The organism is Candidatus Lokiarchaeota archaeon (assembly GCA_014730275.1).
In the GTDB taxonomy this organism is placed as follows: domain Archaea; phylum Asgardarchaeota; class Thorarchaeia; order Thorarchaeales; family Thorarchaeaceae; genus WJIL01.
The window spans coordinates 1-25,825 of the sequence record WJIL01000126.1 but is presented as its reverse complement, the minus strand read 5'-3'; the positions used below and the strand labels follow the sequence as shown (position 1 = coordinate 25,825).

The 25,825-nt window shown below is 46.1% G+C and carries 25 protein-coding genes; 14 read left to right on the top strand and 11 right to left on the bottom strand.

Annotated features, from left to right (window positions below):
- Nucleotides 1–11 precede the first annotated feature (11 nt).
- The 4 genes from GF309_13625 to GF309_13610 form a co-directional block, all read right to left on the bottom strand.
- The gene (locus tag GF309_13625) at nucleotides 12–2,327 is read right to left on the bottom strand and encodes a hypothetical protein (GenBank protein ID MBD3159817.1); all 2,316 of its coding nucleotides are present in this window, start codon (nucleotides 2,325–2,327) and stop codon (nucleotides 12–14) included.
- Nucleotides 2,328–2,426: 99 nt separating this feature from the next.
- The gene (locus GF309_13620) at nucleotides 2,427–2,810 is read right to left on the bottom strand and encodes a helix-turn-helix domain-containing protein (GenBank protein MBD3159816.1); all 384 of its coding nucleotides are present in this window, start codon (nucleotides 2,808–2,810) and stop codon (nucleotides 2,427–2,429) included.
- A gap of 12 nt (nucleotides 2,811–2,822) precedes the next feature.
- Nucleotides 2,823–3,194: a hypothetical protein gene (locus GF309_13615; protein ID MBD3159815.1), complete on the bottom strand. Its 372-nt coding sequence runs from the start codon at nucleotides 3,192–3,194 to the stop codon at nucleotides 2,823–2,825.
- A 67-nt stretch (nucleotides 3,195–3,261) separates the two neighbouring features.
- Nucleotides 3,262–4,044, bottom strand: a complete 783-nt coding sequence (locus GF309_13610) for a methyltransferase domain-containing protein (protein ID MBD3159814.1) — start codon at nucleotides 4,042–4,044, stop codon at nucleotides 3,262–3,264.
- Between the two features lie 115 nt (nucleotides 4,045–4,159).
- On the opposite strand from GF309_13610, the gene GF309_13605 reads away from it, so the two are divergent.
- Complete coding sequence (locus tag GF309_13605; GenBank protein ID MBD3159813.1) at nucleotides 4,160–4,516, top strand: hypothetical protein; 357 nt, start codon at nucleotides 4,160–4,162, stop codon at nucleotides 4,514–4,516.
- Nucleotides 4,517–4,536: 20 nt separating this feature from the next.
- On the opposite strand, the gene GF309_13600 is transcribed toward GF309_13605, so the two are convergent.
- Together GF309_13600 and GF309_13595 are read right to left on the bottom strand one after the other, a co-directional pair.
- Nucleotides 4,537–5,010, bottom strand: a complete 474-nt coding sequence (locus GF309_13600; protein MBD3159812.1) for an NUDIX domain-containing protein — start codon at nucleotides 5,008–5,010, stop codon at nucleotides 4,537–4,539.
- Nucleotides 4,979–6,058: a hypothetical protein gene (locus GF309_13595; protein ID MBD3159811.1), complete on the bottom strand. Its 1,080-nt coding sequence runs from the start codon at nucleotides 6,056–6,058 to the stop codon at nucleotides 4,979–4,981. Before GF309_13595 ends, GF309_13600 begins: the two co-directional genes overlap by 32 nt.
- A 35-nt stretch (nucleotides 6,059–6,093) precedes the next feature.
- On the opposite strand from GF309_13595, the gene GF309_13590 reads away from it, so the two are divergent.
- Both GF309_13590 and GF309_13585 read left to right on the top strand, forming a co-directional pair.
- Nucleotides 6,094–6,921, top strand: coding sequence for an orotidine 5'-phosphate decarboxylase (locus GF309_13590; GenBank protein ID MBD3159810.1), 828 nt, complete (start codon nucleotides 6,094–6,096; stop codon nucleotides 6,919–6,921).
- A 148-nt stretch (nucleotides 6,922–7,069) separates the two neighbouring features.
- Nucleotides 7,070–8,341, top strand: a complete 1,272-nt coding sequence (locus GF309_13585; GenBank protein ID MBD3159809.1) for an aminotransferase class I/II-fold pyridoxal phosphate-dependent enzyme — start codon at nucleotides 7,070–7,072, stop codon at nucleotides 8,339–8,341.
- 42 nt (nucleotides 8,342–8,383) lie between these two features.
- On the opposite strand, the gene bshC is transcribed toward GF309_13585, so the two are convergent.
- Nucleotides 8,384–10,099 carry a bacillithiol biosynthesis BshC gene (bshC, locus tag GF309_13580; protein ID MBD3159808.1) on the bottom strand — a complete coding sequence of 572 codons (1,716 nt, stop codon included), beginning with the start codon at nucleotides 10,097–10,099 and terminating at the stop codon, nucleotides 8,384–8,386.
- A 1-nt stretch (nucleotide 10,100) separates the two neighbouring features.
- Nucleotides 10,101–11,264 carry an N-acetyl-alpha-D-glucosaminyl L-malate synthase BshA gene (gene bshA, locus GF309_13575; protein ID MBD3159807.1) on the bottom strand — a complete coding sequence of 388 codons (1,164 nt, stop codon included), beginning with the start codon at nucleotides 11,262–11,264 and terminating at the stop codon, nucleotides 10,101–10,103.
- A gap of 104 nt (nucleotides 11,265–11,368) precedes the next feature.
- Here bshA and GF309_13570 point away from each other — a divergent pair, with 104 nt between their 5' ends.
- Nucleotides 11,369–12,037, top strand: coding sequence for a hypothetical protein (locus tag GF309_13570; protein MBD3159806.1), 669 nt, complete (start codon nucleotides 11,369–11,371; stop codon nucleotides 12,035–12,037).
- 23 nt (nucleotides 12,038–12,060) lie between these two features.
- On the opposite strand, the gene GF309_13565 is transcribed toward GF309_13570, so the two are convergent.
- Entirely contained in the window at nucleotides 12,061–12,558 is a 498-nt protein-coding gene (locus tag GF309_13565; GenBank protein MBD3159805.1) for a hypothetical protein, read from the bottom strand.
- A gap of 90 nt (nucleotides 12,559–12,648) precedes the next feature.
- Nucleotides 12,649–14,025 carry a phosphoglucosamine mutase gene (gene glmM, locus GF309_13560; protein MBD3159804.1) on the bottom strand — a complete coding sequence of 459 codons (1,377 nt, stop codon included), beginning with the start codon at nucleotides 14,023–14,025 and terminating at the stop codon, nucleotides 12,649–12,651.
- A 139-nt stretch (nucleotides 14,026–14,164) separates the two neighbouring features.
- On the opposite strand from glmM, the gene GF309_13555 reads away from it, so the two are divergent.
- The 5 genes from GF309_13555 (at nucleotide 14,165) to GF309_13535 (ending at nucleotide 18,992) form a co-directional block, all read left to right on the top strand.
- Nucleotides 14,165–14,983 carry an alpha/beta fold hydrolase gene (locus tag GF309_13555; GenBank protein ID MBD3159803.1) on the top strand — a complete coding sequence of 273 codons (819 nt, stop codon included), beginning with the start codon at nucleotides 14,165–14,167 and terminating at the stop codon, nucleotides 14,981–14,983.
- A gap of 74 nt (nucleotides 14,984–15,057) precedes the next feature.
- Nucleotides 15,058–15,846: an alpha/beta fold hydrolase gene (locus tag GF309_13550; protein MBD3159802.1), complete on the top strand. Its 789-nt coding sequence runs from the start codon at nucleotides 15,058–15,060 to the stop codon at nucleotides 15,844–15,846.
- Nucleotides 15,847–16,041: 195 nt separating this feature from the next.
- On the top strand, nucleotides 16,042–16,590 hold the full coding sequence (locus GF309_13545; GenBank protein MBD3159801.1) for a GTP-binding protein: 549 nt from the start codon (nucleotides 16,042–16,044) through the stop codon (nucleotides 16,588–16,590).
- An 81-nt stretch (nucleotides 16,591–16,671) separates the two neighbouring features.
- A complete protein-coding gene (locus GF309_13540; GenBank protein MBD3159800.1) occupies nucleotides 16,672–17,259 on the top strand; it encodes a hypothetical protein in 588 nt (195 codons plus the stop codon).
- Nucleotides 17,260–17,381: 122 nt separating this feature from the next.
- Nucleotides 17,382–18,992: a hypothetical protein gene (locus tag GF309_13535; protein ID MBD3159799.1), complete on the top strand. Its 1,611-nt coding sequence runs from the start codon at nucleotides 17,382–17,384 to the stop codon at nucleotides 18,990–18,992.
- Nucleotides 18,993–19,029: 37 nt separating this feature from the next.
- On the opposite strand, the gene GF309_13530 is transcribed toward GF309_13535, so the two are convergent.
- Nucleotides 19,030–19,743, bottom strand: coding sequence for an SDR family NAD(P)-dependent oxidoreductase (locus tag GF309_13530; protein MBD3159798.1), 714 nt, complete (start codon nucleotides 19,741–19,743; stop codon nucleotides 19,030–19,032).
- Between the two features lie 155 nt (nucleotides 19,744–19,898).
- On the opposite strand from GF309_13530, the gene GF309_13525 reads away from it, so the two are divergent.
- The 5 genes from GF309_13525 to GF309_13505 all read left to right on the top strand — a co-directional run.
- Entirely contained in the window at nucleotides 19,899–22,148 is a 2,250-nt protein-coding gene (locus tag GF309_13525; protein MBD3159797.1) for a S8 family serine peptidase, read from the top strand.
- 173 nt (nucleotides 22,149–22,321) lie between these two features.
- Nucleotides 22,322–22,705: a hypothetical protein gene (locus GF309_13520; GenBank protein ID MBD3159796.1), complete on the top strand. Its 384-nt coding sequence runs from the start codon at nucleotides 22,322–22,324 to the stop codon at nucleotides 22,703–22,705.
- Nucleotides 22,706–22,734: 29 nt separating this feature from the next.
- Nucleotides 22,735–23,865 (top strand): hypothetical protein, encoded by a 1,131-nt coding sequence (locus tag GF309_13515; GenBank protein MBD3159795.1) that lies wholly within the window; start codon nucleotides 22,735–22,737, stop codon nucleotides 23,863–23,865.
- 71 nt (nucleotides 23,866–23,936) lie between these two features.
- Nucleotides 23,937–25,082 (top strand): ATP-NAD kinase, encoded by a 1,146-nt coding sequence (locus GF309_13510; protein ID MBD3159794.1) that lies wholly within the window; start codon nucleotides 23,937–23,939, stop codon nucleotides 25,080–25,082.
- Between the two features lie 52 nt (nucleotides 25,083–25,134).
- The coding region (locus tag GF309_13505; protein ID MBD3159793.1) for a hypothetical protein at nucleotides 25,135–25,825 on the top strand (691 nt) is incomplete at its 3' end.

The following is a 25,825-nucleotide window of genomic DNA, read 5'->3' as shown; positions in this document are numbered from 1 at the left end:
AGCATTGTGCTCTACCCTCTTGGAAGGCCTTGATAAAGCGCGATGAGTTCATCTTGGCCTTTGTAATTGGGTTCTTGATCTCTACCAATTCGCTGCTTGTTATCCCATACTCCACGTGCAAGAAGATCTGCAATCTTCGCTCGCCCTTCAACGTTTTGAGCTGCTTGATTGTCTCCAATCTCACGGAACACCTGAACTGCGTCCGAGTAGTCTCCAACAGCGTTTCTGAGCTTGTCGCTCGCATCGGAGTAGAGGCGCTTAGCTTCTCTCTCGTCGCCCAGCTTTGATGAAACCTCTGCCATAAAATCGTCCTTGGCCCCTTGGATTCTCGCGAGATCCCCATTCAGTTTCATAACAACTCCACGAAGTTGTTGCACTTGCATGTCAACATTGTTTTTCTCGCGGATTCGACCATTTTTCACACTATCTAATTCATTAGCGGCTGCCTCAAAGGCGGCTTTTGCACACTTGATTCTGTTGAGTGTCACATCATGCGATTTGATTCCCTTCTCCAGAATACGCTCTTCCTTTAGTTCAGCAATCTGATCATCGAGTTCTCCCGAGAGATTAATTCTATCCAATTGGGTCTTGAAAGCCAATTGTTCAGATTGTTTCGAATAAATCTGCGCTTCTGAAGCGTATGCAGTTGCAAAGGCTAGTCTCCCTCTATCCATCAGTTCGGCGGCTGTACCTTGCTCACCAATGATTTTGTAGTATGAAGCAGCTTCTTCGGCATGGAGGTTCTCGAGGATTCTTGACTGGATGAATTTGAGACCCCCCTCAAGTTGAGAGCTCAATTTGAACTGGATAAGATACTTGATATGACCCAGAAAAGCGAGTGTCTTGTTTCTTAGATGCCGCACTTCTTTGTCTTCTGCTTCCAGATTCAAGAGTATGCCCAGAATGGACAAACCTTCGCGGATTTCTTCCAATGCCTCTGCAGGCTTGTTTTTCATCTGTGCACTTGCTTCATCCAAATGTTTGTTTACGTTCTGAATCAGACCTGTTTTTCTCAAATCCTTTGCAAACTTGATATGCTCTGCAATATTCTTCAGATTCTTCTCTTGTCTTCCTAACATATCCTCAACGAAGGAGAAGGTGCGTAGATTCTCCTGTATCGCCGCTGTTAGCTCTCTTCTCTTTGATAGTTTCTCTGCCTTTTGTAGGTCCTTGAAAATACCCTCTAGGAGTTCTACTGCCTCATCACGATTATCTACGGTCAATAAATCAGATAGCGTTTTCACGCTGTTTTCTGAACGACAGAAGAGGGCTTGGGCTTTTCGATGCTTCTTATCTTTTTCCGACTGCTGGGCATTGTCATGCAGCTTGGGCACTTCTTTGAAGGACTTTTCAGCACGTCCGAAGGCTTCAGAAGAGGTCATATACAGCTTAGAAGCATCCTCTAGATTCCCGTTTCGCATCTGTGCGTCAGCGATATCGTTGTAGATCATAGCACAATAGACTTCACTCAAACCTGCGGTATTCTTTTTCCAATCCGTCAGCTTCTCAAGTTCGTATTCCTCTTGGTCATCTAGGTCCTTGAGAGGAGGTATAACCTCGTTGTATAGTTCTGTTGCTTCTTCAAAAATAAACGAACTTAACAGGTCTCTCCAGAGCAGCTCATCGAACGGATTGAAGGCCTGTCGAAAGGTGCTTTCATTCCCAATCAGTTCGTTCAGGAACTCGTCATAGAACTCCGCTTCGCTGATTTTTGCATTGACAATCATTCGAGGAGTTCCGTTTTCTTCACCTTTGGCTTTCATCTGAAGACTACGAGCTTTGTCACTAAGAGCAACTCTTCTCAGTTTCTGTGTGCCATCAACCTTTGAAGGAACAGCGGAAAACGGCTTTTCCAACATCGTATAGATGTCGGCCATAAGTGTCAGGGCCCGTTGTTTACTTTCTTGGTTCGTCTCTTCTACGAACGGACTTGAAGTCGCGGCTGATTGGTGCAACCAAGCCAAGACCTTTGCCATCCAGATTTCGGCAAGTTGAGATTTTTCCTGTTCAACCAAATCTTCTAGGGCTGCTTGCATTTGTTCCTTGACTTCAGGTTCGGCCTGTGCGATTCCTTTTCTGAGAAATTCCATATCAAAGGATTCGGCCATCACGTCTTGTCCAAAACGGGTGATTTCCTCATACAGATTGGTGAATGCGTTATGCATTTGGATTCTCTTGCTTTCAAGCCCCTCTGTGTCATCAATATCGTGAAGAATGAATTCTCTAACAGCGTCTTGGATTTCTAAATTGAGCTCGAAGAAGCTGCTCGAATACACCTTCACATCGCTATCTTGGCTATTCTTGGACCTTGGCGAAGATTTATCCATCTTGCACTGACTCCCGGAACAGGACTTTGCCTTCACAGTATATGAGGCCTACTTAAGCCTATTCTGGGTAATAGTTTCTTTTTCAAAAATCAACAGAGTCTATACTTCTTCATCTGGTGCAATGAATCTCATATGACGTCCATCGCGGAATTTCACCAATCTGCCTTCGTCTACCAATGTGTTCAGGACTTCGCTGGTGCGCGAACGGGATCTTCCCCATTTTCTAGCAAGCTGTTGAGCGGTCAATCCTCTTTCGGTATCTTCCAGTAGTCCAATGAGCCTTTCCCAGCTCATATCTCGCTCTATTACGCTCTGTTGATTAGCGAATACATCGTACTGGGCGTTTGCTTTTGTCTGCTTGCTTGTGAGATTCCGTTCAACTTTCGATTTCAGTTCTCCAATAGTCTCCTCAAGATTAGAAACAGTCATACTCAGTTGATGTATTTCCTTTCTGAGTTTCTTCATTTCTTCTTCTCTATTCATGAACTTCCCTCCTTAGTACCTGTAGTACTGATCTCTAAACTCCACGTAGTCCCTGCCTTTCTTCTTCTTCTCAAAGGCTCGTTTTGGCTCTTCCGGGTCGAAATCAAATTCATCTTCGTCGTCATATTGATCTACTTTGCCCTCTTCAGACTCCAAGGTGGCGTCGCCAGGAACTGATGAATCATCCATTTCGGTTATCAGAGCATCAGCTTCTTCTGGAAGCACATTGGCTTCTTCACCTTCTGCTTCATCTTGGTTGTTAGGTAGTTCTGTAGTGCTAGGTCTAATCTCCAGTTCGTATTCTTCTTGTCCAGCTGGCAGAATGTTTGTTAGAATCTGTTTTGCGTCCCGGGTTGTCAACTCGTCTTTGTGTTCATAACTCATCGATGCATCGCCGTCAACAACAATCAACACGAAATATGATTCATTAGTGCATATAAGAGTTTGTTAATCACTCATCAGAAGCCAGTTTTCTACCAAAGCTGAGATACCCCGTATGGCCAATCATCCATGTCTTTGGCCTTGTCTTCCCCTCTCGAACAAGTAATTCTCGCTGAAGCACTTCAAGAGTTTTGATCATTCCCCAGTTTCCGCTTTGTCCCATAGCTTTACAGGTTTTCATGGTTTGTTCTATGGTTGGGCTATAACTGGCTAGGTAATGACTTGGCTTGAGAGCCTTATGTACAACATCGACAATCTTCCAAGGTGTGGCCAAATCTAATACGACCGCGTCGACATTTTCTTCCTCAATACCTTCTTCAATGTCTTTGTTATGCATGGTGATATTGTCCAAGACATCATATTTCTCTAGATTCTTCCGTGCTCCGTTGTACATATCTTCGCGGACTTCATACGTATAGATATGACCGTTGGAACCTACAGCGTTAGCTAGTATGAACGTGAGTGCACCTGAGCCTGTACCGGCTTCTACAACTCTGGAACCCGAGCTGATTCCAGCTTCGACTAGTATTGTTCCAGCGTCTTTCGGATAGATGATCTGGGTATTGCGGCCCATAGCGACCTGGATATCTGTTTGGCTTGGCTTGTGAATCTGAAAATCTACTCCTGAATGACTTTGCACCGTTATTCCGAAGGGACGTCCAATCATATCGTCATACTCAATCATACCTCGGTTAGAATGGAATGCTTTTCCCTTCTTGACCTTCCGTATCCAGTTTCGTTTCGCATCTAAGAATATGTATACAAAGTCGCCATCCTGTATCAAGTTCAGCACACCTCTGCTAGACTTTCACGTGTTTTGAGTGTTCCTCATTCTATTTGATATAATATGCTCATAGGGCTATGCGCTTATAAGGCGAATATGTTGACAACCGAACCGGTGTACTATATTGAGCAAATCAGACATACGCCCTCCCGTAAATCTGAAACTCGCATCAATGACGGATTTGGCAAGGATGCTCGTTTCTTGGAGTCAGCGGGAACGGACGGCAAGCATGCTCTACTTCGAGCACAATGGTAAACACATCTATGGCACACTAATTTCGAATCACGGCTACTACGAATACCACGGCATGCCCCTCTGGATATACACTGAAGGTGAAGGGCCCCCTTCTGGTAGCTTCCTTGCATACAAGTCCCGGCCGGAAGAAAGTGTGAAGTTCGTTAGCAAAATTGATAGTGAGCCCATGATTGTTCACCTTCCAATCATCATGCTGGCAGAGAAACTGGAGATTCTGGATCTGTAATTCAAAAAATATTGAATCTTTCATTCACGAGACTTTGTTGACCAGAAGCTCTGTCTCTGATTCAACCAGCTTCGTAGGTCTCTTAGAATCAGGTCATGATCGAAAGCTAAGTCACCAGCCTGTAAGGAGCTAATTTCACGCCATTCTGCTTCAGCCGCATCATCACCGCCTTCAGGTACCCCCTTTACAGGTGTTGCCACAAATACAGTGGTTATATTGTGACCTCGTGGATCACGGTTTGGAGCGCTATATACTCCCAAGATATCCTCTAGCTCGATGTCGATTGCAGTCTCTTCTTTTGCTTCACGAATCGCTGTGTTTTCGACCGTCTCACCATATTCAACGAAGCCGCCCGGCAAAACCCATGAACCTTTGAATGGGTCATTCTTCCGCTTGATAACGACAACGCGTTTTCCATCAGTGATTGCAATATCAACAGTCGGTTTAGGATTCTTGTACACGTCAGTGCATCTCCCGTGGGGAAGCGCTAGCATAAGCAACAGCAGACAGCGCAGCGAATATGATGAATGCCAACCATATGACCAGCGTTACAACAAGCAAATCTGTTTTGAAGAATATCTCTACGATCAGGAACATCCCGACAACAATGATGTTCAAGGGGCCTCCAAGCGTTTGTTCATCTCCCACATCCAACCTCCATTTGATGAGCGTCATGATGCCAACCACACCCATTGAGATCCAGTTGATGTACTGTTTGAACAGCCACGACATGTTAAGAAACGGTATAGTCCCCAAAGGTGTAGGAATTGGCGGCAGATATAGGATAAGAAACACTATGTAGAGGATGGATTCCCCGAAACGAATCTTGTTTGTTGGTGTCCGGGTGTAACTGCGCCCGTACACTCCTTTATCAAACTCGTTGGCTGCGAAATACATGAAGTGGATTGGTGAGCCAAAGCTTAGGACATTGACAAGACACTGAGCTACTCCATATACCACACCGAACCAGAAGCTGCTCCATGCACTGAGAATGGCTGTCCAAACCTCTAGGTATCTCGGTGCAAACAGCAAGAATACATAGATCGGTAATATGGATAAGAGAAAGCCTAGGATTATTGCAATGAGCTTTGCAGGTTTACCTTTCCCCAGTTTCCCCTTTGCCACCCTGTAGATTACCGTCCCCGAAAGGAACAGCCCTCCAATCACTGCCAATGGAGACGCTACCATGGGAAACACGAAAAACATCACCACAAAAGCAGCATTCATGCCATAGAATATCCTCCATCTGAGGGGAACCGATGTGGTTGTCTCATGCGTCATGTGAATAGTATTGGCTAGTCGGTACCTGTTGACATACAGGAAAGATACCCATGGAGCACAGAACAGAGCCGGCACGAGAAGATGATGGAATAGCCAGTTCAGTGTTGGATCTGTGAATGGCTGCAATTGAAATGGCAGGACAAACATGAGAATGAAAAAGTAAACTGGAAGGAAAATGCCCATAGCTGCTACTGTAACCCGGGTAGCCAACCAGTCTGGAGACAAGTGTTCCACCAACGAAATGGCCTTCCCATCACTCATATAAGTATTCGATACACTCTATGACCTAGGAGGTCTTGGACATTCCAGGAGAATCCTTGAAGCGCAAATTGTCCGCTGCTGCCTACGTACGAAAAACGAGATTGGTTATTGGACTAGACCTAACTCCTAAGCTTCCCTTAACAAGTGAAGCGGCTTGGGGTACCGAAAAGGCACGTTTGGAAAGTGAAGCGCGAAAAATCATAGAGTTGACTTCTGATTACGCTGTCGCTTACAAAATAAACCGTCACTTGATGTTACCGCTTGGTCTTTTTGATCGAATTCCAAGTATTATCGATACTATCCATGATCAGGCCCTGATTGCCATCATGGACTGTAAGCTGAACGATATAGGAAACAGCAATGAGATGATTGCTAACCATTACTTCGATGCGGGCTTTGATGCTATTATAGCCAATCCGCTAGTAGGTTGGGACGGTGGTCTTAAGCGAGTTTTTGAAATCGCAGAAAAGAAGAAACGAGGTGTCATCACCCTTTCGTACATGTCTCATCCAGCTGCAGATGAGGGATATGGCCTGATGGTGGCAAAAGACGAGAAGAAGAAAAATCACGAACCCCTGTATCTGTCCTTTGCACGAAAAGCCAGACAGTGGGGTGCAGATGGCACTATAGTGGGAGCTACATATCCTGAGAAAATACGGGAAATCAGACAGGTGCTTGGTGATGAAATGCCAATACTCAGCCCGGGTGTTGGAGCTCAGGGCGGTGATGCCAAAACAGCAATCGAGTCCGGAGCATCCTACGTGATTGTTGCCAGGTCCATAGTCAATGCAGATGATCCCGCTTCAGTAGCTGAAAGCATCGCCTCTCAAACATGGACAGACTCCCCACCTTGGGTTTCATAGCCAGATTTCACCAGTGAACACATTTGTACATCTTCGAGCTCATGTCTACGTGCTACCTCGCACGAACTTAGAAACAGATAAAGGGGACATGCACTTTTCCTTATGCGTAGTATGTACGAATCTGTACATGCACAGGGGTATTTAGCTGATGGCAGAAGAAGACTCGTATGCGTTCGCGTCATGGACTAGCTTCATTCCGGAGAGCCAAATCCGCGCACTTCTCAAGTACAATGTAGAATACTACTTCGCGGGCGGGAAACCTGGTATCATTCCGACGGATACCTTTGCAAAAATCCTGTCAAACCTCAGCGAAGAGTATACTGAGAAGCCCGGGATGGCACTTGAGGATTTGAACTACGGTCCTACCGGCGGACACAAGTGGTTCCGGAAGACTCTTGCAAAACGGCTCTGTGATAAGAGGAATATCAATATCGATTGTGAGACCGACTGGGAAAGTGTATCAATAACAAATGGATCACAGCAGGCCTTGTATGCTCTGTTGGATACGATGATTGATCCTGGAGATGTTATCATCACTCCTTCACCGGCATATCTTGGTTTTCTTGGTCCGGCGGTCAAGTTGGGAGCACGAGTAATCACGGTGCCGACGGATCTGGATGGCATTATTCCCGAGTATGTCGATAAAGCCATCAATCTTTCAAAGGCGAAATTTGGTAAGCATCCAGATATGGTGTACGTCGTACCTGACTCTGATAATCCAAAGGGCACTACCTTACCCATGAAGCGGAGGCAAGAACTCTTTGACATCTGTGAGAATCATAACCTTATTCTCTTGGAGGACTCGGCTTACGCGGAAATCCAATTCAAAGAGACCGATTTGAAACCTATCAAGAGTCTCGATAAAGACAACAACCGTGTTGCCTATCTTGGTACCACCAGCAAGGAGGCAGCTGTTCTGAGGGTAGGATATTCTGTGATGCCTGACTCCGTAAGGGACCAGGTTCTCAAGGACAAGGGCTACCTTGACTTGTGCACGTCAACCTTGATTCAGCGCATACTTGATGAGTACTATCGCAACTACATCGACGATGTGCTTGAGGAAGGTATCAAGGGCTACAAAAAGCGGTACGAGGCTATGGCTGAAGCTATCGATGAGTCCTTCCCACCAGGAAAGCGTACCGATCCAACCGGCGGTTTCTTCATCTGGTGGCAAAGTGAAGAGGAATTTGATGCACGGGAGTTCTTGAAACAGGTAGCCATACCTAACGATGTGATATTCGTGCCAGGAACAGCGTTCTATCCCATTACTGGGTACAGTCTAGGAAATGGAAAGGACAAACTGGTACCGAGCAAGCCCGAACATAACACCATGCGGCTGGGCTATTCGTATGCTGAACCGGACGTAATCTCGGAAGGTATCCGTAGACTTGGCGACCTCCTGACTGAACATCTTCAGTAACAGATTCACGGCACCGGGCAATCCGGTGCCCTTCTTTCTCTTTTACACCATGAAATTAACAAATAGGGTTGAGCCATTCTTGAGTTCAGGTACATATGCTCTTTCATAAGGTCCGAAGAGATCCGTGAAGCCGGAATTCAGAGCCCATTCTATCCATGACCACGTAACTTCTTGCCCCATTTTTCCTTGAGTGTATTGTCCGAATACCCAACTAAGGTATCGTTCTATTTCAAGCCGAGTCATCTGAAGCTGTTTGTCTTTCTCATCGCTTGCTTTCTCTCGCTCTCTTTCAAGCTCATCTATAGCATGATTGAGTTTCTCATGTGATTCGTAAAGGAGTGATTTGAAGTCCTGAACAGCTTCATTCATTTCAGCATAGTTCTCTGATTGACGAGCTCTCGTAATCCGCCCGATGGTGCCGAACATTTCCCCTCCATGGAAGGCTGGCTTGCCTTTGTTGTTCAGAGTGTTTGCCAGATTTTCACCCCATGGTGTATTGAAGTAGAGACGGGGATATTTCACGAACGCTGGAAACGGGACACCCAGCTCTTTTGCCACGGGGATGACCTGGGCGTAGTATGCCGTTTCGCCACTCCCTCCAATATGAACCACGATAGGCAGAACCATATCCATTACGAATTGCCGTGAATCCACTCTGGGAGAGAGGTGTTCAGCAATCTCGCTCAAGTCCGGTTTCTCCGCATCGAATTCCAGTTTCACAGGTCTTCCACAGGTTGGACATCTACCGGTGAGAATTGCCGTGGCTCCCTCCCGGTCGTAATGTAATTCTACTCTACTTGAATGGCAGCCGTCCCCTTGACATTCATAGAAGAACGGAACATAATCCCGTGATCTTTTGCCCGTTCCTGTCTCATACTCGTTTTCCTCGATGACTGTGCTTGCTCGCACCTGTGCATCAACGAACTGTTTCCGATTTTCATCAGCAAGGAGATACTCGAAACCTCTTGCCATGAGCTTCCTTATTTCAGGATTGCTCGAAGGGATGATAGGGAGCCCGAGGTTACCTTCAATGTTCACAAGTCTTCCGATGATTCTTTGGGCCCATTCTCCGAGAGTAGCCGAATTGTGAAATGCCCATCGTGTTACTGCAAGGGCAGCTTCAAGACGCTCCTGAAACAATTTCTTCCCTGTGCCTGACAACGGTTTGAATAGCTCATTGTAATTCTTCCGGATACTTTCTTCGACTTCAGTATACCATGTAGAGCTAGGAAGTGGCAATACGCTGACCGGGGAGTGGTCATATCCTTCGGGCACTGGCATACTGATTAGATTGCCTGATTGTCCCATCAGAGGGGTTCTGGTGTTGAGAAGCTCAGCTTGAACTTCATCATAGTCGGCAACAAAGAAAAAAGCTGATAATCTGCTGTCTTTCGAGAAGCTTGAAATGGTTTTTGCAGAGGCAGCCTTGTTCAATATGTATCCTGGCCCACCCATTGCCACACTCTGATGAGCAGCTTCAACAGCCCCATTTGACAACTTATCGATGCTTTCTTCTACCGCTGGGGTCAAACAGCCCAGTTTTGAATTGGATGCCTGAAGGACAGATTTGAGTTTCTCTAAATCCTTCTGACGAATACAATCAGATTGCTCATACTGTGCAAAGACGGCTGAACCCCGTTTTGCAGCTTCGCCCAGTGTAACTGGGGGATTGGCATACAGGCTTTCTGCCAACTCCTTGCTCTTGGATTTCCATATGTACTCCTGATAGATTTTAGTCGCAATCGGTTCCAACACCATGTCACTCCTCTACTATCGATTGGAGCATCTTCTCATATACTGGGACGATTTTCTCTGCAGAGAATCCTTCCTCTACCCGCTTCCGAGCAGCTTTCCCCATCTTCTCTCGAAGAGTGTCATCAGAGACCACCTTGATTACGGCTTCTGCATATTCATCTGACTCAAAACCTTCTGTTACGATTCCATCTTTGCCTTTTCTGACCAGTTCAGGGATTCCTCCCGCAGGAGTTGTAACAACAGGCACCCCACTCGACATCGCCTCAAGCAGGACTAGCGGCATGCCCTCCATGGTTGAATTCTGTAGGAAAACATCTGCAGACGCCATTATCTGGCTCATATTACTCTTGATTCCCAGCAAGTGGACATTATGACAGAGCTCTAGTTTCTCGATTTTCCTTTCAACTTCTATCCGTGCCGGACCATCGCCAACAAGCACAAGCCTTGTATTCGGATACTTGTCCACTACTTTGTGCATTATATCGATTAACTGGGGAACTCGCTTGACTTTTCTGAAATTGGATGCATGCAGCAATACCAATTCATCGGGTTGTATCTCCTCTGCGTCCTCTTCACGCCGTACCGAAACACAACCGCTCTCAACAACCAACTTGAGACCCTTCGTGGGAACAAATCGATTTGTGTCTATGAAGTTGGGAATTACCTCAATTTGTCGATCTATGAACAGTCCTTCGTGTGCCTCTTTGCGCAAGAAATTAGAAACTGAACTGACTACATCAGCCGTTTCAACCGTGTGTCGAACGACTGGTCGATATGCTGGATCTTGTCCAAGGGTATGCACATCTGAACCATGGAGTGTCACAGCGTACGGAATACCGACAATCTCACGAGCCATGTATGCCGCCATTGCATGAGGTATTGCGTAGTGGCAGTGCACAAGATCAAGATTGGAATCTCTTGCCACTTTCACTATTTTGGATGTCAAGGCCATTGCATAGGGTGGACCAATAGATTCGAAGAGGGGATAATCAAATCTATCGACAAGGTCCACATGAACCTTCTGGGCTTCTTCCCACATCAAAGCAAAGGGTTCCTCATACGTGATGAAATGCACTTCATGTCCTCGGTCAGCCAGATGCTGTCCTAGTCGAGTGCCTAGGTACCCGGATCCACCAACTGTAGGATAAAGACAGACTCCAATTCTCATCAACCATGACCCAAGAAATACACATCTGAATGGCCTTTAAGCCAACTGGTTCAGCATTGATTTTCTGGCAAAACTTGATTAACCAGCTACCCAAGATATAGTCTATGCCCAGAAACTCTGAATCTTCACTTCTTGTTGTGGTTGCCCATCCTGATGACGAATGTCTCGGTGCAGGGGGAACGATTTCTGTTCATACTCAACAAGGGTTTCCAGTTGACATTTTATGTATGACTGGAAGCGAAGAACGGAATGCTGAACTAGAAGCTGCCAGCTCAATTTTGGGAGCTAGACACGTATTTTCCAACATGCGTGATGATTTCGATATTGGTGCCTCGATGAAAGATGATGTTGTTGAAGCAATACTGAAAACTGCTCCTACAATAGTCATCACCCACTCGGAACAGGACTACAATCAGAATCATGTATCGTGTTCGAAACTCGTAGATCAGGCTGTTGAGTGGGCATCTCATAGGACGATATTTGACAATGCGCATAGAGTGGAACGGGTTCTCAATATGGAAATAAACTCCATGATTTCCTTTCCTAATCTGATAGTGGACATAACAGAGGGGTATGCATCCGCAAGAAAAGCGTTACAGCAACATGAGTCACAGATTGACAAGGCAGACGGGTACTACGAGAAACTCTATGATTACAGAACTAGACTCCGCGGTTTGCAGGGCGGCTGCAAGAGGGGTGAAGCATTCACAGTGAAGTTGCCTCTACAAATAGGGCCGTTTTATCCAGATAACAACGTTGAGACAATACTATGACAGACAGCGCTTTGGGCCCGGGATTACTCACCTTGGTCAATTTTCTTTCTTCTAGCAGCAAGTAATGATTTGAGTTCGCCCATGAGTCCTCCTTTTCCTCCACCGCCACCGGGTCCGCCTGCAGGTGCTTTAGCAGGTTCTGGCCCTCCTGGCCCGTCAGAAGCTGAGGCTGTTGCGGGTTCTGGTGCGCCAGCTGGTCCTCCTGGAGGTGCTGAAGACGCGGAAGCTTCTGCTGGTGAAGGCGCTGAAGAAGCAGCGGATTCTGCAGATGAAGGTCCAGCGGAGCCCGTTGCTTTAATATTGGAAATTCTTCCATCCATGTTTTCGACTTTCGATTCAAGATTGCCGATTCTGTTCTCCATGCCATTGATCGTTTCTTGAAGCTCACCTATGGCATCAACTAGCTTCTTAGTGATAGCGTTCACTACTTCTCCTAAACCTCTTAGCTTCTCCTCGGTAGGATCTTTGAGTGCCCATTCAAATTCCTCGGCTATGAAATCGTCATCGTTCTCTTCTGCCATATGCAGTGGCCCCTTCATCCAGTTCGATGTAAGGTGATTGTGCTATAAACCTTCTTTGCATGGTGGGTTTTAGCACATACCACCTTTAACTTATGCATCATCTACAGTTTGACTTACAATATCTTTGGCTTTCGCAAGCAATCTTTTCGCTTGCTCTTCAGAGGAAGCTTCGCAAGTGACCCTGATAACTGGTTCTGTTCCCGATGGTCTCACCAAGACCCAACCATCCTCAAGGAACAGCCCAATCCCATCGACTGTTACTATCTCTCGGGGCTTTCCAAGTGTTTTGGGTAGCTTGGTTTGTAGTTGGTCCATGACCTTTGGTTTCATACTGTTGTCACAACGAACCTTTCCCTTCGTCAGCGGATAGGCGGGTATCTCCGAAATAAGCTCACCAAAGCTCTGGTTCTGCTCAGCAATCAGCTCCAGAATCATACAAGCTGCCAAGAAGGGCTCTGGGGCAAGATGAAACTCTGGTAGGATATAGACGCCACATGCTTCCCCTCCCATGGCCGCTTCTAGCTCTTTGATTTTTATCGCAACCTCAATATCGCCAACCGGTGTCCTGACTGCATTTCCACCTGCCTCCTCCACGGTCTCATCGAGGACCAAGGAGCTATCAACGGTTGTAACAATCGTCTTTTTGTCTGATTGTCTGATTGCTTCTCTTGCAAGTAGAGCGATTACCCTATCGCCGCGGATGAACTTCCCATTCTCGGTGACAAAGGTTACCCTGTCAGCATCGCCATCATGAGCGATTCCAATGTCAGCTTGTGCATCCTTTGTTAGTTCCATCAGATCACTGAGATTCTCTTCTCCAGGTTCAGATGGCCTTCCAGGAAAATGACCGTCCAACTGAGCGTTGATAGTAATCACTTTGCATCCAAGTCTTCTGAGAAGATATGGTGTCATTACACATGCAGCACCATTTCCTGGGTCTATTGCTACTTTGAAGCTCTGTTCAGCTATGGCCTTTGTATTCAGACTCTCAGAGATAGCCTCGATGTGTTTCTTGACTTCAATATCCGATACCGTTTGGGTGCCTAGCTCATCCCAAGAAGCAACTTGGAATTTCCCAGATTCATAAATCTCCTCGAGCTCATGTTCTTCCTCGCTAGTATAACCCATGCTGTCTGAACGCCAGAATTTGATTCCTGTATACTCCGGGGGATTGTGTGAAGCAGTTATCATAACACCTGTATCAAAACCTCTCGCCTTCGTATTGTATGCTAACGTAGGTGTCGGAATCACTCCCGCTCTTACAACATCAATGCCTGTGGACATTACACCTGAAGCGAATGCGTCAGCAATCATTTTTCCTGTGGTTCGTGCGTCTCTTGCAAGGAGTATTCTTCCTTGACCTAGATATGTACCAAGTGCTTTTCCGAGATTGAGCGCCATATTCGGATTGAATTCGGAACCGTACACCTTGCGGACACCTGTTGTTCCAAAGAGATTACCTGTCATCCTCGGTCACAGTATTCGCATTGAAATACTAAGACAAAAAGGTATGGCAAAGATTGAAACAGAAAGTGTGCAATACCACTATTCTACTACATTGGATAGTTTTTTCACTGTACCGATTCAATTCATCATCGATTAACCCATGAACAGCCTCGTGACGAAACACATAGATTCGGATTTGGGAGACGTTGTCTATGATGTGTATCGCAACCCCGAAGCCACCGAAGTGAACCTATTCATTCACGGACTAGGATACAATCGTTTCTGGTTTTCCGAACATTTGGAAACCTATGACCTGAAACGATACTCGTGGATTATTCCAGATTTGATTGGTCATGGTGATTCTGTTAAACCAGATGATACTTCCGCTTATTCAATGGAAAACCAAGCGGAGTGCCTCTATGATATCTTACTGCAAGAAGAGGTGGATCGGGTACGGATTATTGCACATTCAATGGGTGGTCCCATAGCCATTTCTCTTCTGGAACTGCTAGAAACGAACCAAGAGGTTGTGGCTACGTTGCTGCTTTATCTTGAAGGCAATCTGGACGAGGGAGATGCATTCTTTTCGTCGAAGGTTGCCTCGATGCCTTTTCAGGAATATGCGCAGAAGTTTGAATCATGGTGCCAGTCCACTCTAGAACAAACTGAAGATGAATCAATGCGATCTTGGATACAAGGTATTAAACAAGCCGGCCCTCTAACTATCTGGGCCTCAAGCAAGGACTTGGTGGCCGTTTCAAAAACAGACAATCTCCTACCACGACTGTTTCAGGCTTTTGACGGGCCTATGTATTTCATATATGGTGCGGATAACAAAGGGGACTATTCGTCGGAGAATCTTGTCAGGGAATCTGGTGAATCTATTATGTACGTGCCTGATGCGGGTCATGCAATGCACGAAGATAATCCGACCGGCTTTTGGGGTTTGGTAACCCAGCTTATTGAGAAACATTCCTGAGCAAGCTATCACGAATATGGCTAAATGCAAATCCCTCTCAATGACTTTTACCGGAAATGTATAGGTGAACTGAGATGCCATCGTTCCATCATAACGGAATACGTCTAGAGTATCTTGACACAAATCCAAATGCAGGAGCGGATGAGTGCGCACTCCTCTTCGTTCATGGAGCAGGTTCGTCGTCGGAAATCTGGGAGTTTCAAGTGGAAGAGTTTTCACCAACACATCGGGTACTTGCTACGGACCTCTCCGGCCACGGAAAATCACAAACAGGGAAAGATCCCGTTTCAATAAAGGGATACAGTGAGGAGATTCTGGCTCTTGTGGATCATCTGGGCCTTGAACGATATCTTATGGTTGGCCATTCGATGGGTGGGGCTGCTACCCTGTCGTATACTTTGCTTCCACCACGAGTGATGCCGCTTGGATTGGTTCTGGTAGGGACGTCGCCCGACCTCAAATTCGGGAAGATTGCACCTGGACTGGCTATTGAAGCTCTCGAATATCAATTTGGACTGTTCCGTTCTTCAAATGCGAAGAAGGAAAGCAGAGTCTATCAAATAAAGAAAAGAGAGGAGGAAGCCCGAAGGAAGAATCCCGCTGTATTCCAAGGTGATTTACAGGCGTGTAATGCTTTTGACATATGTAATCGTGTGAACGAAATTCGCCCTCCCACTTTCTGTGTTGTTGGCGAAGATGATGATATTATCAAACCCGCTGTTATGGCGAGATTCGAAAGACAGCTGCCTCGTGCCGATTTCGCAGTTGTACCAAACTCGGATCACTGTCCGATGCTAGAGAACGCCCCTCATTTCAACAGAATCTTGCGAGATTTCATTGAGTGTATCGACGGTTCTGAGTAGTTGTACTCCCCCTTTTCGGATTGGATTTCTACTTCGATATGCCGATTCATCGAGAAGGCATTTTGTGACTAAAAACTACTAAACCTTATTAGGTCGATAGGGTTTTCTCGCTTAACACTATCAGCTACTAGAATACACGTACTGGCTAACTGGTGTTGTTGAAACAGACTGAAAACCACAGAAGGCGATACACTGATGAGCTCATCATATGATTACTTGTTCAAAGTGGTTATCCTGGGGGAAGGGGCTGTTGGGAAAACAGCCATTGTAACACGTTTCAGTCATGGGTTCTTTAGAACTGACTACAAGACAACCATTGGATCCCAGTTTGCTGTGAAGAATGTGGCCATCCCATCTCAAGGGGAAGACGATTTGACTGTTAAACTGCAGATATGGGATGTAGCAGGTCAATCACGGTTTCAGATTCTACGTCCAATGTACTACCGTGGAGCAAGTGGCGGTGTCCTCGTCTTTGATGTCACCCGTCGTCGCACATTCATTGTGTTGAATGAGTGGTTGAACGAATTGGAAAAAGCAATCAACAAGAAAATCCCCTTGGTGCTTGTAGGTAATAAAATCGACTTGCCTGACCGGGTGGTTGAACCTCGCGAAGGCCATGAATTCGCTGAAGCTCATGATATGCCCTACATCGAGTCATCCGCAAAGACGGGTGAGAGCATCGTTGATATTTTTGGAGAGCTTGCAAAGGTTCTCGTGAATGAGCGACGAGAAACCAACTTCTAGACGGTTGAAGCACTAGTACTCGCTAAGTATTTCGTTCTGTGCAAAACCGAACTCATATCAAGGTGTGCGTTATCCCCACTATTGACCATGACCGATTCAGACTCCCTATATGCTGTCAATACCCTTCCTGCCTTAGCGTATGCCTTCGATGTGTATTCTAAGATTGATGCCCCCTTCAAGGATCCCGGCGCTGTAGAGATGATACTTCATGCTGATGATCACAAGAAGCTTCTGCAGAAAAAGGGAGAGCATCAAGTTATCGTGTGGTTTGCAGATGGCAAAGTATTTGCAAGAGCGAGATGCACATTCGATAAGGAATGTGACTTCAACAAGCCGCGGGTTGGTGGGAAAGATCGCGAGGGACTGAAAACACTTCCTTGGGAAAAAACAAAGGAAAAACGGTTTTTCATCCTTCTTTCCAAGTGGGTCATGAAACTCGGATACGATTACTCTACGCTGATTAAGGCCCTTGTTGCAGTGTGTGATAAGAAGGTAGAGACCCCCCTCACTACCAAATACGACAAGACCTTCAACAAATTCAATGAATATCGAAAAGTGAATTGGCCAGATGATGTTAGTCTGGAGGACCGACAACGGTTCCTTGAGGAGGTTCTTGTGAGGGTCTCTTTCTGGTTCAAGGCCGCAGCCGAAGTTGACGCGCTGAAATAGTCTCGTTACGCATTATTCATGGGATGCATCTGATTCTGTTTGTTCAAGTATCTTCCGAGGATTGATTTATTACAGCTATGACAAGATGATAGGTGAATGCATGGTAGGATGCTGTTCTTCGGATGTTCAGAACGTACTCTGTAAGAATCTGGGTTTTGGTGTGTTTCATTCTACTAGCTAGGATTCTGAATCCCAGTCCCGTACTGTTCACGGCTTTGAATCAGTCATCAGTAGATTCAGCACATACTATTCCAGCTGGAAATCATGAACCTATACGAATAGATTCCGATGATGATTTTGCTGAGCAGGGGTGGCCAGGTAATGGGACCGAAGCGAATCCATACGTTATCGCATCTCTCAATATAACTTCAGAAATAGTTCCAATCAGCATAAGTGATACACGTAGTCATTTTGTCATAGATAGCTGCACCCTTGTGGCAATTCGTGGAGGAAACTGCAGCCTCCATCTACGTAACGTTAGTCATGGTAAATTGATTGATTGCACAATTAGGAATGCCAAATGGGGTATATGGCTTCGAAATGGCTTGAACTTTAGAATAACTGGTAACCACATCAGAAACTGCTCCTATGGCATTCATATGAGGGCCATTAATTCTTCGCTGATATCACTAAATGAAATAGTCAGTTGCAATCAACGGATCGACGTTATCGAGTGCATGTCGTGCACCTTTCGAAGCAACGCGGTATACGGAAACATGTTTTGTTTCTGGTTGAGTAGCGGACTCACTATCAAGAACAATGCAATTTGGAATGCAGGGATTGCAATAACTGATTGCGATAGGACTCACATAATTGGAAATTCAATATTCTCTGAGAATCATGGTATTTCTATCGACTCCTCACCTGCTTGTGTTGTTAGTGATAACGCCATGGCAGCTTTTGGTATATCCCTTACAAGGCCATCTTCTTCTGCATATTCTTACCAAATTACAAATAACACCGTTGGCGGCAAACCGATTGGCTATTTCCACAACATCTCTAACACTTTCGTGGATTGCAGGGAATACGGACAGATCGTTGCAGTAGGGTGCAATAACACCTCTTTCAAATACGGTTTTTTCCAGAATGTTCATACTGGCATTTTGCTGTTCCTTTGCTGGAATAGTGTCGTGAGAAACATCACCGCTGTATCCTGTGTTCGATATGGTATACATTTGCTTGCTAGCTGGCGATGCACTATTGAGAAGAATGTGGTTCGAAACATAACAAAAAACCCTCCATTTCCAGGAGCCGGGATAAAGATACAAAGCGGACATGAGTGTAGACTCTCCTGTAATAGACTGTACTGGAACACTCACGGAATCCACGCAGCATCAGTGCAAGAATCCCTTTTCACATACAATGCGATTTACAATAACACCAGATATGGAATATACATGTATTTCTCATATAACAACCACATCTTTGGAAACAAAATCGGCTGGAACGGGGATGAAAATGCCTTCCAAGTAGCTTCAAATTGCACTTGGGACAACGGAGATGGTCTGGGAAACCACTGGAGTGACTACAATGGAACCAATTCCTATCCCATAGAAGGATATGGAGCTGGCGTAGATCGATTTCCTCGGAAGCTATCGGACGGGACTCCACATATGTCTGAATGCGTCCCTAGAATAGGCTTTTCAGTCATAATCATTGGTGTTGCAGCTGTAGTAGTAATTGCGATTGTTGGCATTGAATTATTCATACGGAACGGCTATCGAGTCAAATAGCCACCGAGTTCAGCTCGTCATATACACAATGATCATGTCATCTTTTTGTAGGTAAAAGATGGATATGGTCGATGTCGCTCGTTTTTCCTTGGTCGATAATCATCTTGAAGGCCCTGGCGACATCCTCCGCCGAGAGCATTTTCGAACGGTCTACATCCTTACCATCAAACCATGGCGTGGATACCGAGCCAGGATTGACTGTTGCCGCCTTAACATTGGTGTCTTTGAGTTCTTTTCGAAGGGATCCGACCATTGCCTGTACAGCATGCTTCGTAGCAGCATAGATATTTGCCCGAGCTGAAGTCTCTAGCCCGAGATTAGAGGACGTGACGGCTATTTGACCAGCATCTCTTTCTTTCATATTCGGAAGGACCTGTTTAATCCATAGAAAGACGCCCCTGACGTTAGTGTCGAACTGTTCATCGTATTCTTGGATAGTGAGTTCTTCTAAATTGCCAAAATAGCCAACACCTGCGTTTGCAATGAGAACGTCAACTCGCCCAAATTCGTCTATTGCTTTCCTGTATTGTTTCTCAACGTCTTCTGCTGAAGCTACATCTCCGGTAGCTGCTATCGCCTTACCTCCAAGCTCTTCTACTTCTCTGCATGTATCTTCGAGACGTTCCTCGTTTCTCCCTATTAGTAGAAATGAGTGGCCTTCAGGTGCGAGTTGGAGCGCTGTAGTTCGACCTATTCCACTTGATCCACCAGTTATCACTATGACTTTTGATTTTGGGCTTTGACCTGCCATTGTTTGTTCCCTTTTCTACGATAAAGCCCTGTCTAGAAAGAGATTGTCATAGCTGTTGCGGAAATTTCAGGTAATTTTATAAGTAAGTTTTCATTTTTCCGACACTGTCTTGATGGTTGTCGTTGATTCGAACAACCACAAGGGAGAGAGATTAGGTGAGAGATAGGAAATACAAACTCGCCGCTTACTGCTTCGTATTCTTGTTTACGGCAATGGTAGTCAGCAGTTTTTCTGTTACTACTGTGTCCGAGAACACAACTATGCCCACCAGTTGGGATCAGAATGCCAATAACATAGTTGACGACTTTGAATCGAAGCTGGCCGGCGTCGAGGGAAGCAAACGTGTCTCTGTCCTAGTAACTACGAGCGGAAGCATTGAAGACCTGCTTCCCGCACTAGATGCTAAGGTCAGGTACAGATATGATGCAATCGGGGCACTCTCTGTTGAGTTGCCCGCGAAGAATGTTAAGATTCTGGGTAGCGCTGCTGATGTTATCCGGATATCTGACGCTAAGACTAAGGTGCAGGCCACCCTAGATAGTGGCTTACCTGTTGTACAAGTCCCTGAGGCTTACAACTCCTACTCCTATCGAGGAGAAGGAATGGTTATCTGTGTACTTGATACTGGCATCGATAATAGCCACGTTGACTTGGATGACAACGACGCGTACAATACCTACAAGGTCGTTGCCTTCAAGGACATTGTCAATGGCCAAGATGATTTGAGTGCGCCAGTAAGTGCGTACGATGATAATGGTCACGGTACACACTGCGCAAGTATTACCGCCGGTACCGGTGAAGGCGATTCCCGTTATCGTGGAGTTGCTTATGCCGCTCAGTTAGTTGGTGTGAAGGTGCTTGACGCAGATGGTGGCGGAACGATGGAAGGCCTACTTGCAGGAATGCAATGGGTCATCGACAACAACGATGTGTACGGAATCAACATCGCATCGATGAGCCTCTCGACTAACCCCTCCAGCTCCACTGATGGAACCTGCGAGATTTGTCAGATGGCTGATGCGATGATGTCTGACGATATAGCCCTCTTTGTAGCGGCTGGTAATCATGGCCATCCTGAGGCGCTATACGGATACAATACAATCGGATGTCCATCAGCTTCAGAGTATGCCATTACCGTCGGTTCAGTAGATGATGATGGCAGTCACTCAAGTTTCAGCAATGAAGGACCAACTGCTGATGGGAGAATCAAGCCAGAGATATGTGCAGCTGGTAACGGTATCACAGCAGCCGAAGCCAACAGCGGAAGCGGCTACGTGACCTACAGCGGTACTTCAATGGCTACACCTATGGCGGCTGGTATTGGCGCTCTTATTCGCCAAGCAGACACGTCTCTGACATCCTTTGATGTGAAGAACGTACTGAAGACCACCGCTTTGGACAAGGGTGAAACTGGTGCTGACAATACCTACGGATGGGGCATTGCTCAAGCAAAGGATGCACTCGATTACGTTACGGGTGGTAGCACTGACAATCCACCAAGTGCTTCAATTGCAGCTCCAACCGAAGGCGAGACTGTCAGTGGAACTTACAGAATCAAGGTCTCTGCTAGCGATGACAACGGCGTCTCGAAAGTTGAGGTCAACATCGATTCGGGTTCCTGGATTGACATCACAAACAATGTGGACAGTGACGGCTACTACTATTATGACTGGGACACCACAGCGTATGCTGATGGCAGTCACACAGTCAATGCAAGAGTCACTGATACAGCCAGTCAGACCGCATCCGACAGTGTGGGCCTAACAGTCGACAATAGTGGGTCGACAGATGATCCACCAACATGTTCGATTGCAGCACCAACTGACGGTGAGACCGTGAGTGGTACCTACAGAATCCTTGTATCGGCAAGTGATGACAACAGTGTCAGCACAGTCGAGATTAGTATCGACTCTGGTACATGGATTGATATCAGCAATAATGTTGATAGCAACGGCTACTATTACTATGATTGGGATACAACAGGCTATGCCGATGGTTCCCATACCATAGATGCTCGTGCTACAGACTCAGCAGGTCAGACAGCTTCTGATAGTGTTGGTGTGACTGTTGATAATAGCGGTAGTGGAGATGCAACCATGCACGTTGCGGACATCACATACTCCACTCAGTCACGCGGTCCCCATACTTGGTTAACAATAGAAGTTGCCATTGTTGATAGCAATGGTAACCCAGTAAGCAGCGCTGATGTTACGATTGACGTCGAATATCCCGACGGAAGCATCAGCACCTATACGGCTACTACAGGTAGTGATGGGATAGCGGTCTTCGAGCTGAAGAAGGTACCGAGTGGTGAGTACACAGTCACCGTGACTGATGTTACTCATACAAACTACACATACGATGCTACTGCAAACGTAGTGACAAGCAAGACATTCAGTATATGAAGGAGGAATCCCCTCCTTCCATCTTTTTTTTTACGAAACGCGGAAATTGTTGACAAGTTATATAAGGAAGGTTTCTTTTCTCCATCATTATGATTCATGGACGTAAAAGTGTCTTTGCTGTCCTGTTTATAGGTGCGGTCCTATTCATTTCAATGGCCCAGAACTGTTATGCCATGAGTGATAGGCTCGATGTATCTGTGGATCACGCATACTACTACGATCTTGACGATGATGGTCTTGAAGATGATGTTCTGATAGAGCTGAGTTGTGAAATTTCCGAGGGGAGTGCTCCACCGAGAAAGTCCGAGTTCTACCTTACACTTGGGCTTCCGTCTGGTATCGAACATCGTGCAGCGATAATGCTGGTGGGCAAGTATTCAGAACTTCACATGTACATATTGTGGTATGATTCTGCTTGGGAATCCGGTTGGTACAGCCTCAAGGTTGATGCAATCGCGTTTGGTGGGTCTGTTTTTGACTGTTGCAGCACGAGCTATGAGTTTGATCCACCCACAGGTTCTGGAACTGGAGATCCACACATAGAAGTGCTATTCTAATAGCCTAATCATCTGAAGACTACACCTGAATGGGAAGAGAGGATTACTTGGGAGAATGGTCAAGAATGGGCCGTAGACTTAGTGGTAACTATCTCAGTTTACTTATCGCTCTTCAAGAGGGCCCAATGGATACATTGGAAGAGCTTGCTGAGCGAGTGGGATACTCTCGTACAACTGTTTCCAAGTACTTGCGAGAATTACAGGGGCGTGCAAAGGATAACGGCCGACGATATTTCAGGGTTATTCCTGATTTGAATGAAAAAGCTCTCGGGCTTCAGACTGTAGATGCTTTTGTTGAAACGTCTGAACTAGCAGTCATAGAGGACGTAGAAGCGCTTTGTGAGAAACACCCGTACACAAAGTATCGGTCACGCTGTTATGGCAACTACTCTGGTATATTCACGCAGTTCAGGGTACCGATTAGTAAGACTGGCAAAGTTCGCAAAATGCTAGAACAGAAGCAGACCGAACTGTGCTTTGATAACTATACTGTTCTTCCAACGGTGAACACTCAACCCGTGTTTACGGTTTCAAGCCTGGAACACTGGAATGTGGACTCTTTCACTTGGAACTTTGATTGGGAGGAATGGGCTTCGCAGGACCTGTCGAGAAGAGAACCATCTGGACGTAGGACAACAGAATCTCGTCTTGACATATTGAACAAAAAGGACTTCTACATCCTCACTAAACTTGGAATGGGTGCCCGGAGAAAGCAGAAGGAAATTATTATCGAGCTGAAAAAGGAGGGCGTCGAATTCACCTCACAAGAATTCTCTCGGAGATACGCTCTACTGGAAGAGAACTTCATCGAAGGCTACCATGTCTTCTTGGATCGCGAAACATTCGATTTGTACAGTAATGTTATCCTGACCGCTCGATGTCCCAAGGAATTCGGAAAAGAGCTGCAGACACGCATTGAATTGCATCCTATACCTTTCCGTTCCACTTTGAAGGTCAAGGACGATTTCATCTTCTGGTACTTGAGACTTCCACAGAGCCACTTATCGAGTCTTTTGAACTATCTTCAGCAGAATGTTGACAAGTTAACCGTCTCCCTCGTGGATTATATTCAGTCTCAGGTGTATGCTCTGTGGGCAGAAACCTTCGACGAAGAAAAGCATCAATGGAAGACTAACGACGAGTTCATGATGATTGGATAGCGTATGCTACTCCTTACCTCGATATATCGCAACGACTATAGCATAGTCTGCCCCTCTCACTATACGGCAGGGTGATTCTTACGGTGATTGTCGGATTACTCGTAAATCCCATAGCGGGTATGGGTGGACGCGTTGGACTGAAAGGGACCGACGGTGTTGTTGAAGAGGCCTTGGAGCGTGGAGCCGAACCTGTATCGCCGGGTCGCGCACTCGAATTTCTCGAAGCTTTTCAAGAAGACCTTTTGAGTTACTCTGCCTATGACATTGAAGTTTGGTCGTGTCCTGACAAGATGGGAGGGAACATGATATCACAAGCTGGCATTACCCACAAGACCATTGACATTGACATTTCAGATGATACATCTGCAGGGGACACAAAGCGGTGTGTGCCCAAGCTCTATGAAGCCGGTGTGCGACTTTTGGTCTTTGTTGGAGGCGATGGCACCGCACGGGATATTCTGGACTCTGTGAAAGAACATGATTTGGATAATCTCCAAGTCCTTGGCATTCCCTCCGGTGTGAAGATGTACAGCGGTGTGTTTGTTGTCAATCCACGAGAAGCCGTTGAAGTGATTCGTCTCGTTGTTGAGGGAACTGCAGGTACAACTGACTTCGAGATTATGGACGCTGATGAAAGCGCTTTCAGAGAGGACGAATTCAACCTCAACCTATATGGCTATTTAGAGGGGCCTTCAGTACCCGCCAAATTCCAGGGTTCAAAACAGGCAAGTCCTGAGACCGTTGATGAAGAAGAAGCAAAACAAGCCATTGCTCGGCACGTTGTAGATAATATGAAAGAAGATGCCACGTATATTCTGGGACCGGGGACTACTGTAAAGACAGTGGCGGATTTGCTCGACATCAAGAAAACCGTTCTTGGCGTTGATATCTACAAGGATGGCAAGGTCTACAATGACGTAAATGAATCAAAAATACTTGATATCGTAGACGATTTCGACAAGACCTGGATTGTTGTGTCTCCTATTGGAAATCAGGGCATGTTGTTTGGTCGGGGTAACCAGCAGATTAGTCCAAAAATCATTGAACGGGTGGGAAAAGACCATATCATTGCAATCAGTACTGCATCTAAACTGAAAGGAATAGAGGATGAAACCCTTCGAGTCGATACTGGAGACCGAGAGGTTGACGATATGCTCCATGGATATATCCGTGTCATCAGCGATTATAGAGAGATTAGACTGGTGAAAGTGGAATAGGAAAACAAAAGGCTTGAGATGATACTATCAAGAAGAGAACGAGGTACCAATAGTGATTGTATTGCTATCTGATTTCGGCGGCTCACAGTATACTGGGATGATGAAAGGGGTTATTCACACCATCTGCACACAGGCGGAGATTGTTGATCTTACGCATGACATAACACCACACTCGGTTCGAGAAGGTGCGTGGGTACTACTCAACGCTTATCGCTACTTCCCTCCACGATCGATATTCGTTTGCGTGGTTGATCCTGGTGTTGGTACTGACCGTGATGCTGTACTCGTCAAGACAACCAACTACGTTTTCATCGGACCTGATAACGGACTGATGTACCCTGCCGCCCATAGTGACGTCATCACCCAGGTGTTCCCTATCATTGTTGAAGATGTGCCATCAAATACATTTCACGGTCGAGATGTCTTTGCCCGGATGGCTGCCTATCTTGAGAAGGGCCTGGCCGGTCGTCACCTGGGACCGCTTAAGGACGACTTCAGTGTTCCGCTTGAATTCCACCTGGAAGGTCGGACCGGTGAGGTAACTCAAATTGACCGCTTTGGCAATATCGTTACCAACTTGCCCCCAACTGGAAAGGATAATATGCGGTTCTCTGCTGATGGCATTGATCGGGAGTTGGAATGGGTGCATACCTTTGAAAAGGGACCAGATGACAATATCTTCCTCATAACGGGGAGCTGCAATACCCTCGAAATCTGTGCAAAACGTGACCGGGCATCCGACT

Bases quoted from the DNA above. Each gene is read 5' to 3' on its own strand.
- GF309_13530 (MBD3159798.1), bottom strand. From the start codon at position 19,743: ATGGCAGGTCAAAGCCCAAAATCAAAAGTCATAGTGATAACTGGTGGA.
- GF309_13595 (MBD3159811.1), bottom strand. From the start codon at position 6,058: ATGAGTGATGGGAAGGCCATTTCGTTGGTGGAACACTTGTCTCCAGAC.
- bshC (MBD3159808.1), bottom strand. From the start codon at position 10,099: ATGGTGTTGGAACCGATTGCGACTAAAATCTATCAGGAGTACATATGG.
- GF309_13570 (MBD3159806.1), top strand. From the start codon at position 11,369: ATGCCCAGAAACTCTGAATCTTCACTTCTTGTTGTGGTTGCCCATCCT.
- GF309_13620 (MBD3159816.1), bottom strand. From the start codon at position 2,810: ATGAATAGAGAAGAAGAAATGAAGAAACTCAGAAAGGAAATACATCAA.
- GF309_13555 (MBD3159803.1), top strand. From the start codon at position 14,165: ATGAACAGCCTCGTGACGAAACACATAGATTCGGATTTGGGAGACGTT.
- GF309_13600 (MBD3159812.1), bottom strand. From the start codon at position 5,010: ATGCTAGCGCTTCCCCACGGGAGATGCACTGACGTGTACAAGAATCCT.
- GF309_13550 (MBD3159802.1), top strand. From the start codon at position 15,058: ATGCCATCGTTCCATCATAACGGAATACGTCTAGAGTATCTTGACACA.
- GF309_13565 (MBD3159805.1), bottom strand. From the start codon at position 12,558: ATGGCAGAAGAGAACGATGACGATTTCATAGCCGAGGAATTTGAATGG.
- GF309_13615 (MBD3159815.1), bottom strand. From the start codon at position 3,194: ATGAGTTATGAACACAAAGACGAGTTGACAACCCGGGACGCAAAACAG.
- GF309_13625 (MBD3159817.1), bottom strand. From the start codon at position 2,327: ATGGATAAATCTTCGCCAAGGTCCAAGAATAGCCAAGATAGCGATGTG.
- bshA (MBD3159807.1), bottom strand. From the start codon at position 11,264: ATGAGAATTGGAGTCTGTCTTTATCCTACAGTTGGTGGATCCGGGTAC.
- GF309_13535 (MBD3159799.1), top strand. From the start codon at position 17,382: ATGTTCAGAACGTACTCTGTAAGAATCTGGGTTTTGGTGTGTTTCATT.
- GF309_13515 (MBD3159795.1), top strand. From the start codon at position 22,735: ATGGGAAGAGAGGATTACTTGGGAGAATGGTCAAGAATGGGCCGTAGA.
- glmM (MBD3159804.1), bottom strand. From the start codon at position 14,025: ATGACAGGTAATCTCTTTGGAACAACAGGTGTCCGCAAGGTGTACGGT.
- GF309_13585 (MBD3159809.1), top strand. From the start codon at position 7,070: ATGGCAGAAGAAGACTCGTATGCGTTCGCGTCATGGACTAGCTTCATT.
- GF309_13545 (MBD3159801.1), top strand. From the start codon at position 16,042: ATGAGCTCATCATATGATTACTTGTTCAAAGTGGTTATCCTGGGGGAA.
- GF309_13520 (MBD3159796.1), top strand. From the start codon at position 22,322: ATGAGTGATAGGCTCGATGTATCTGTGGATCACGCATACTACTACGAT.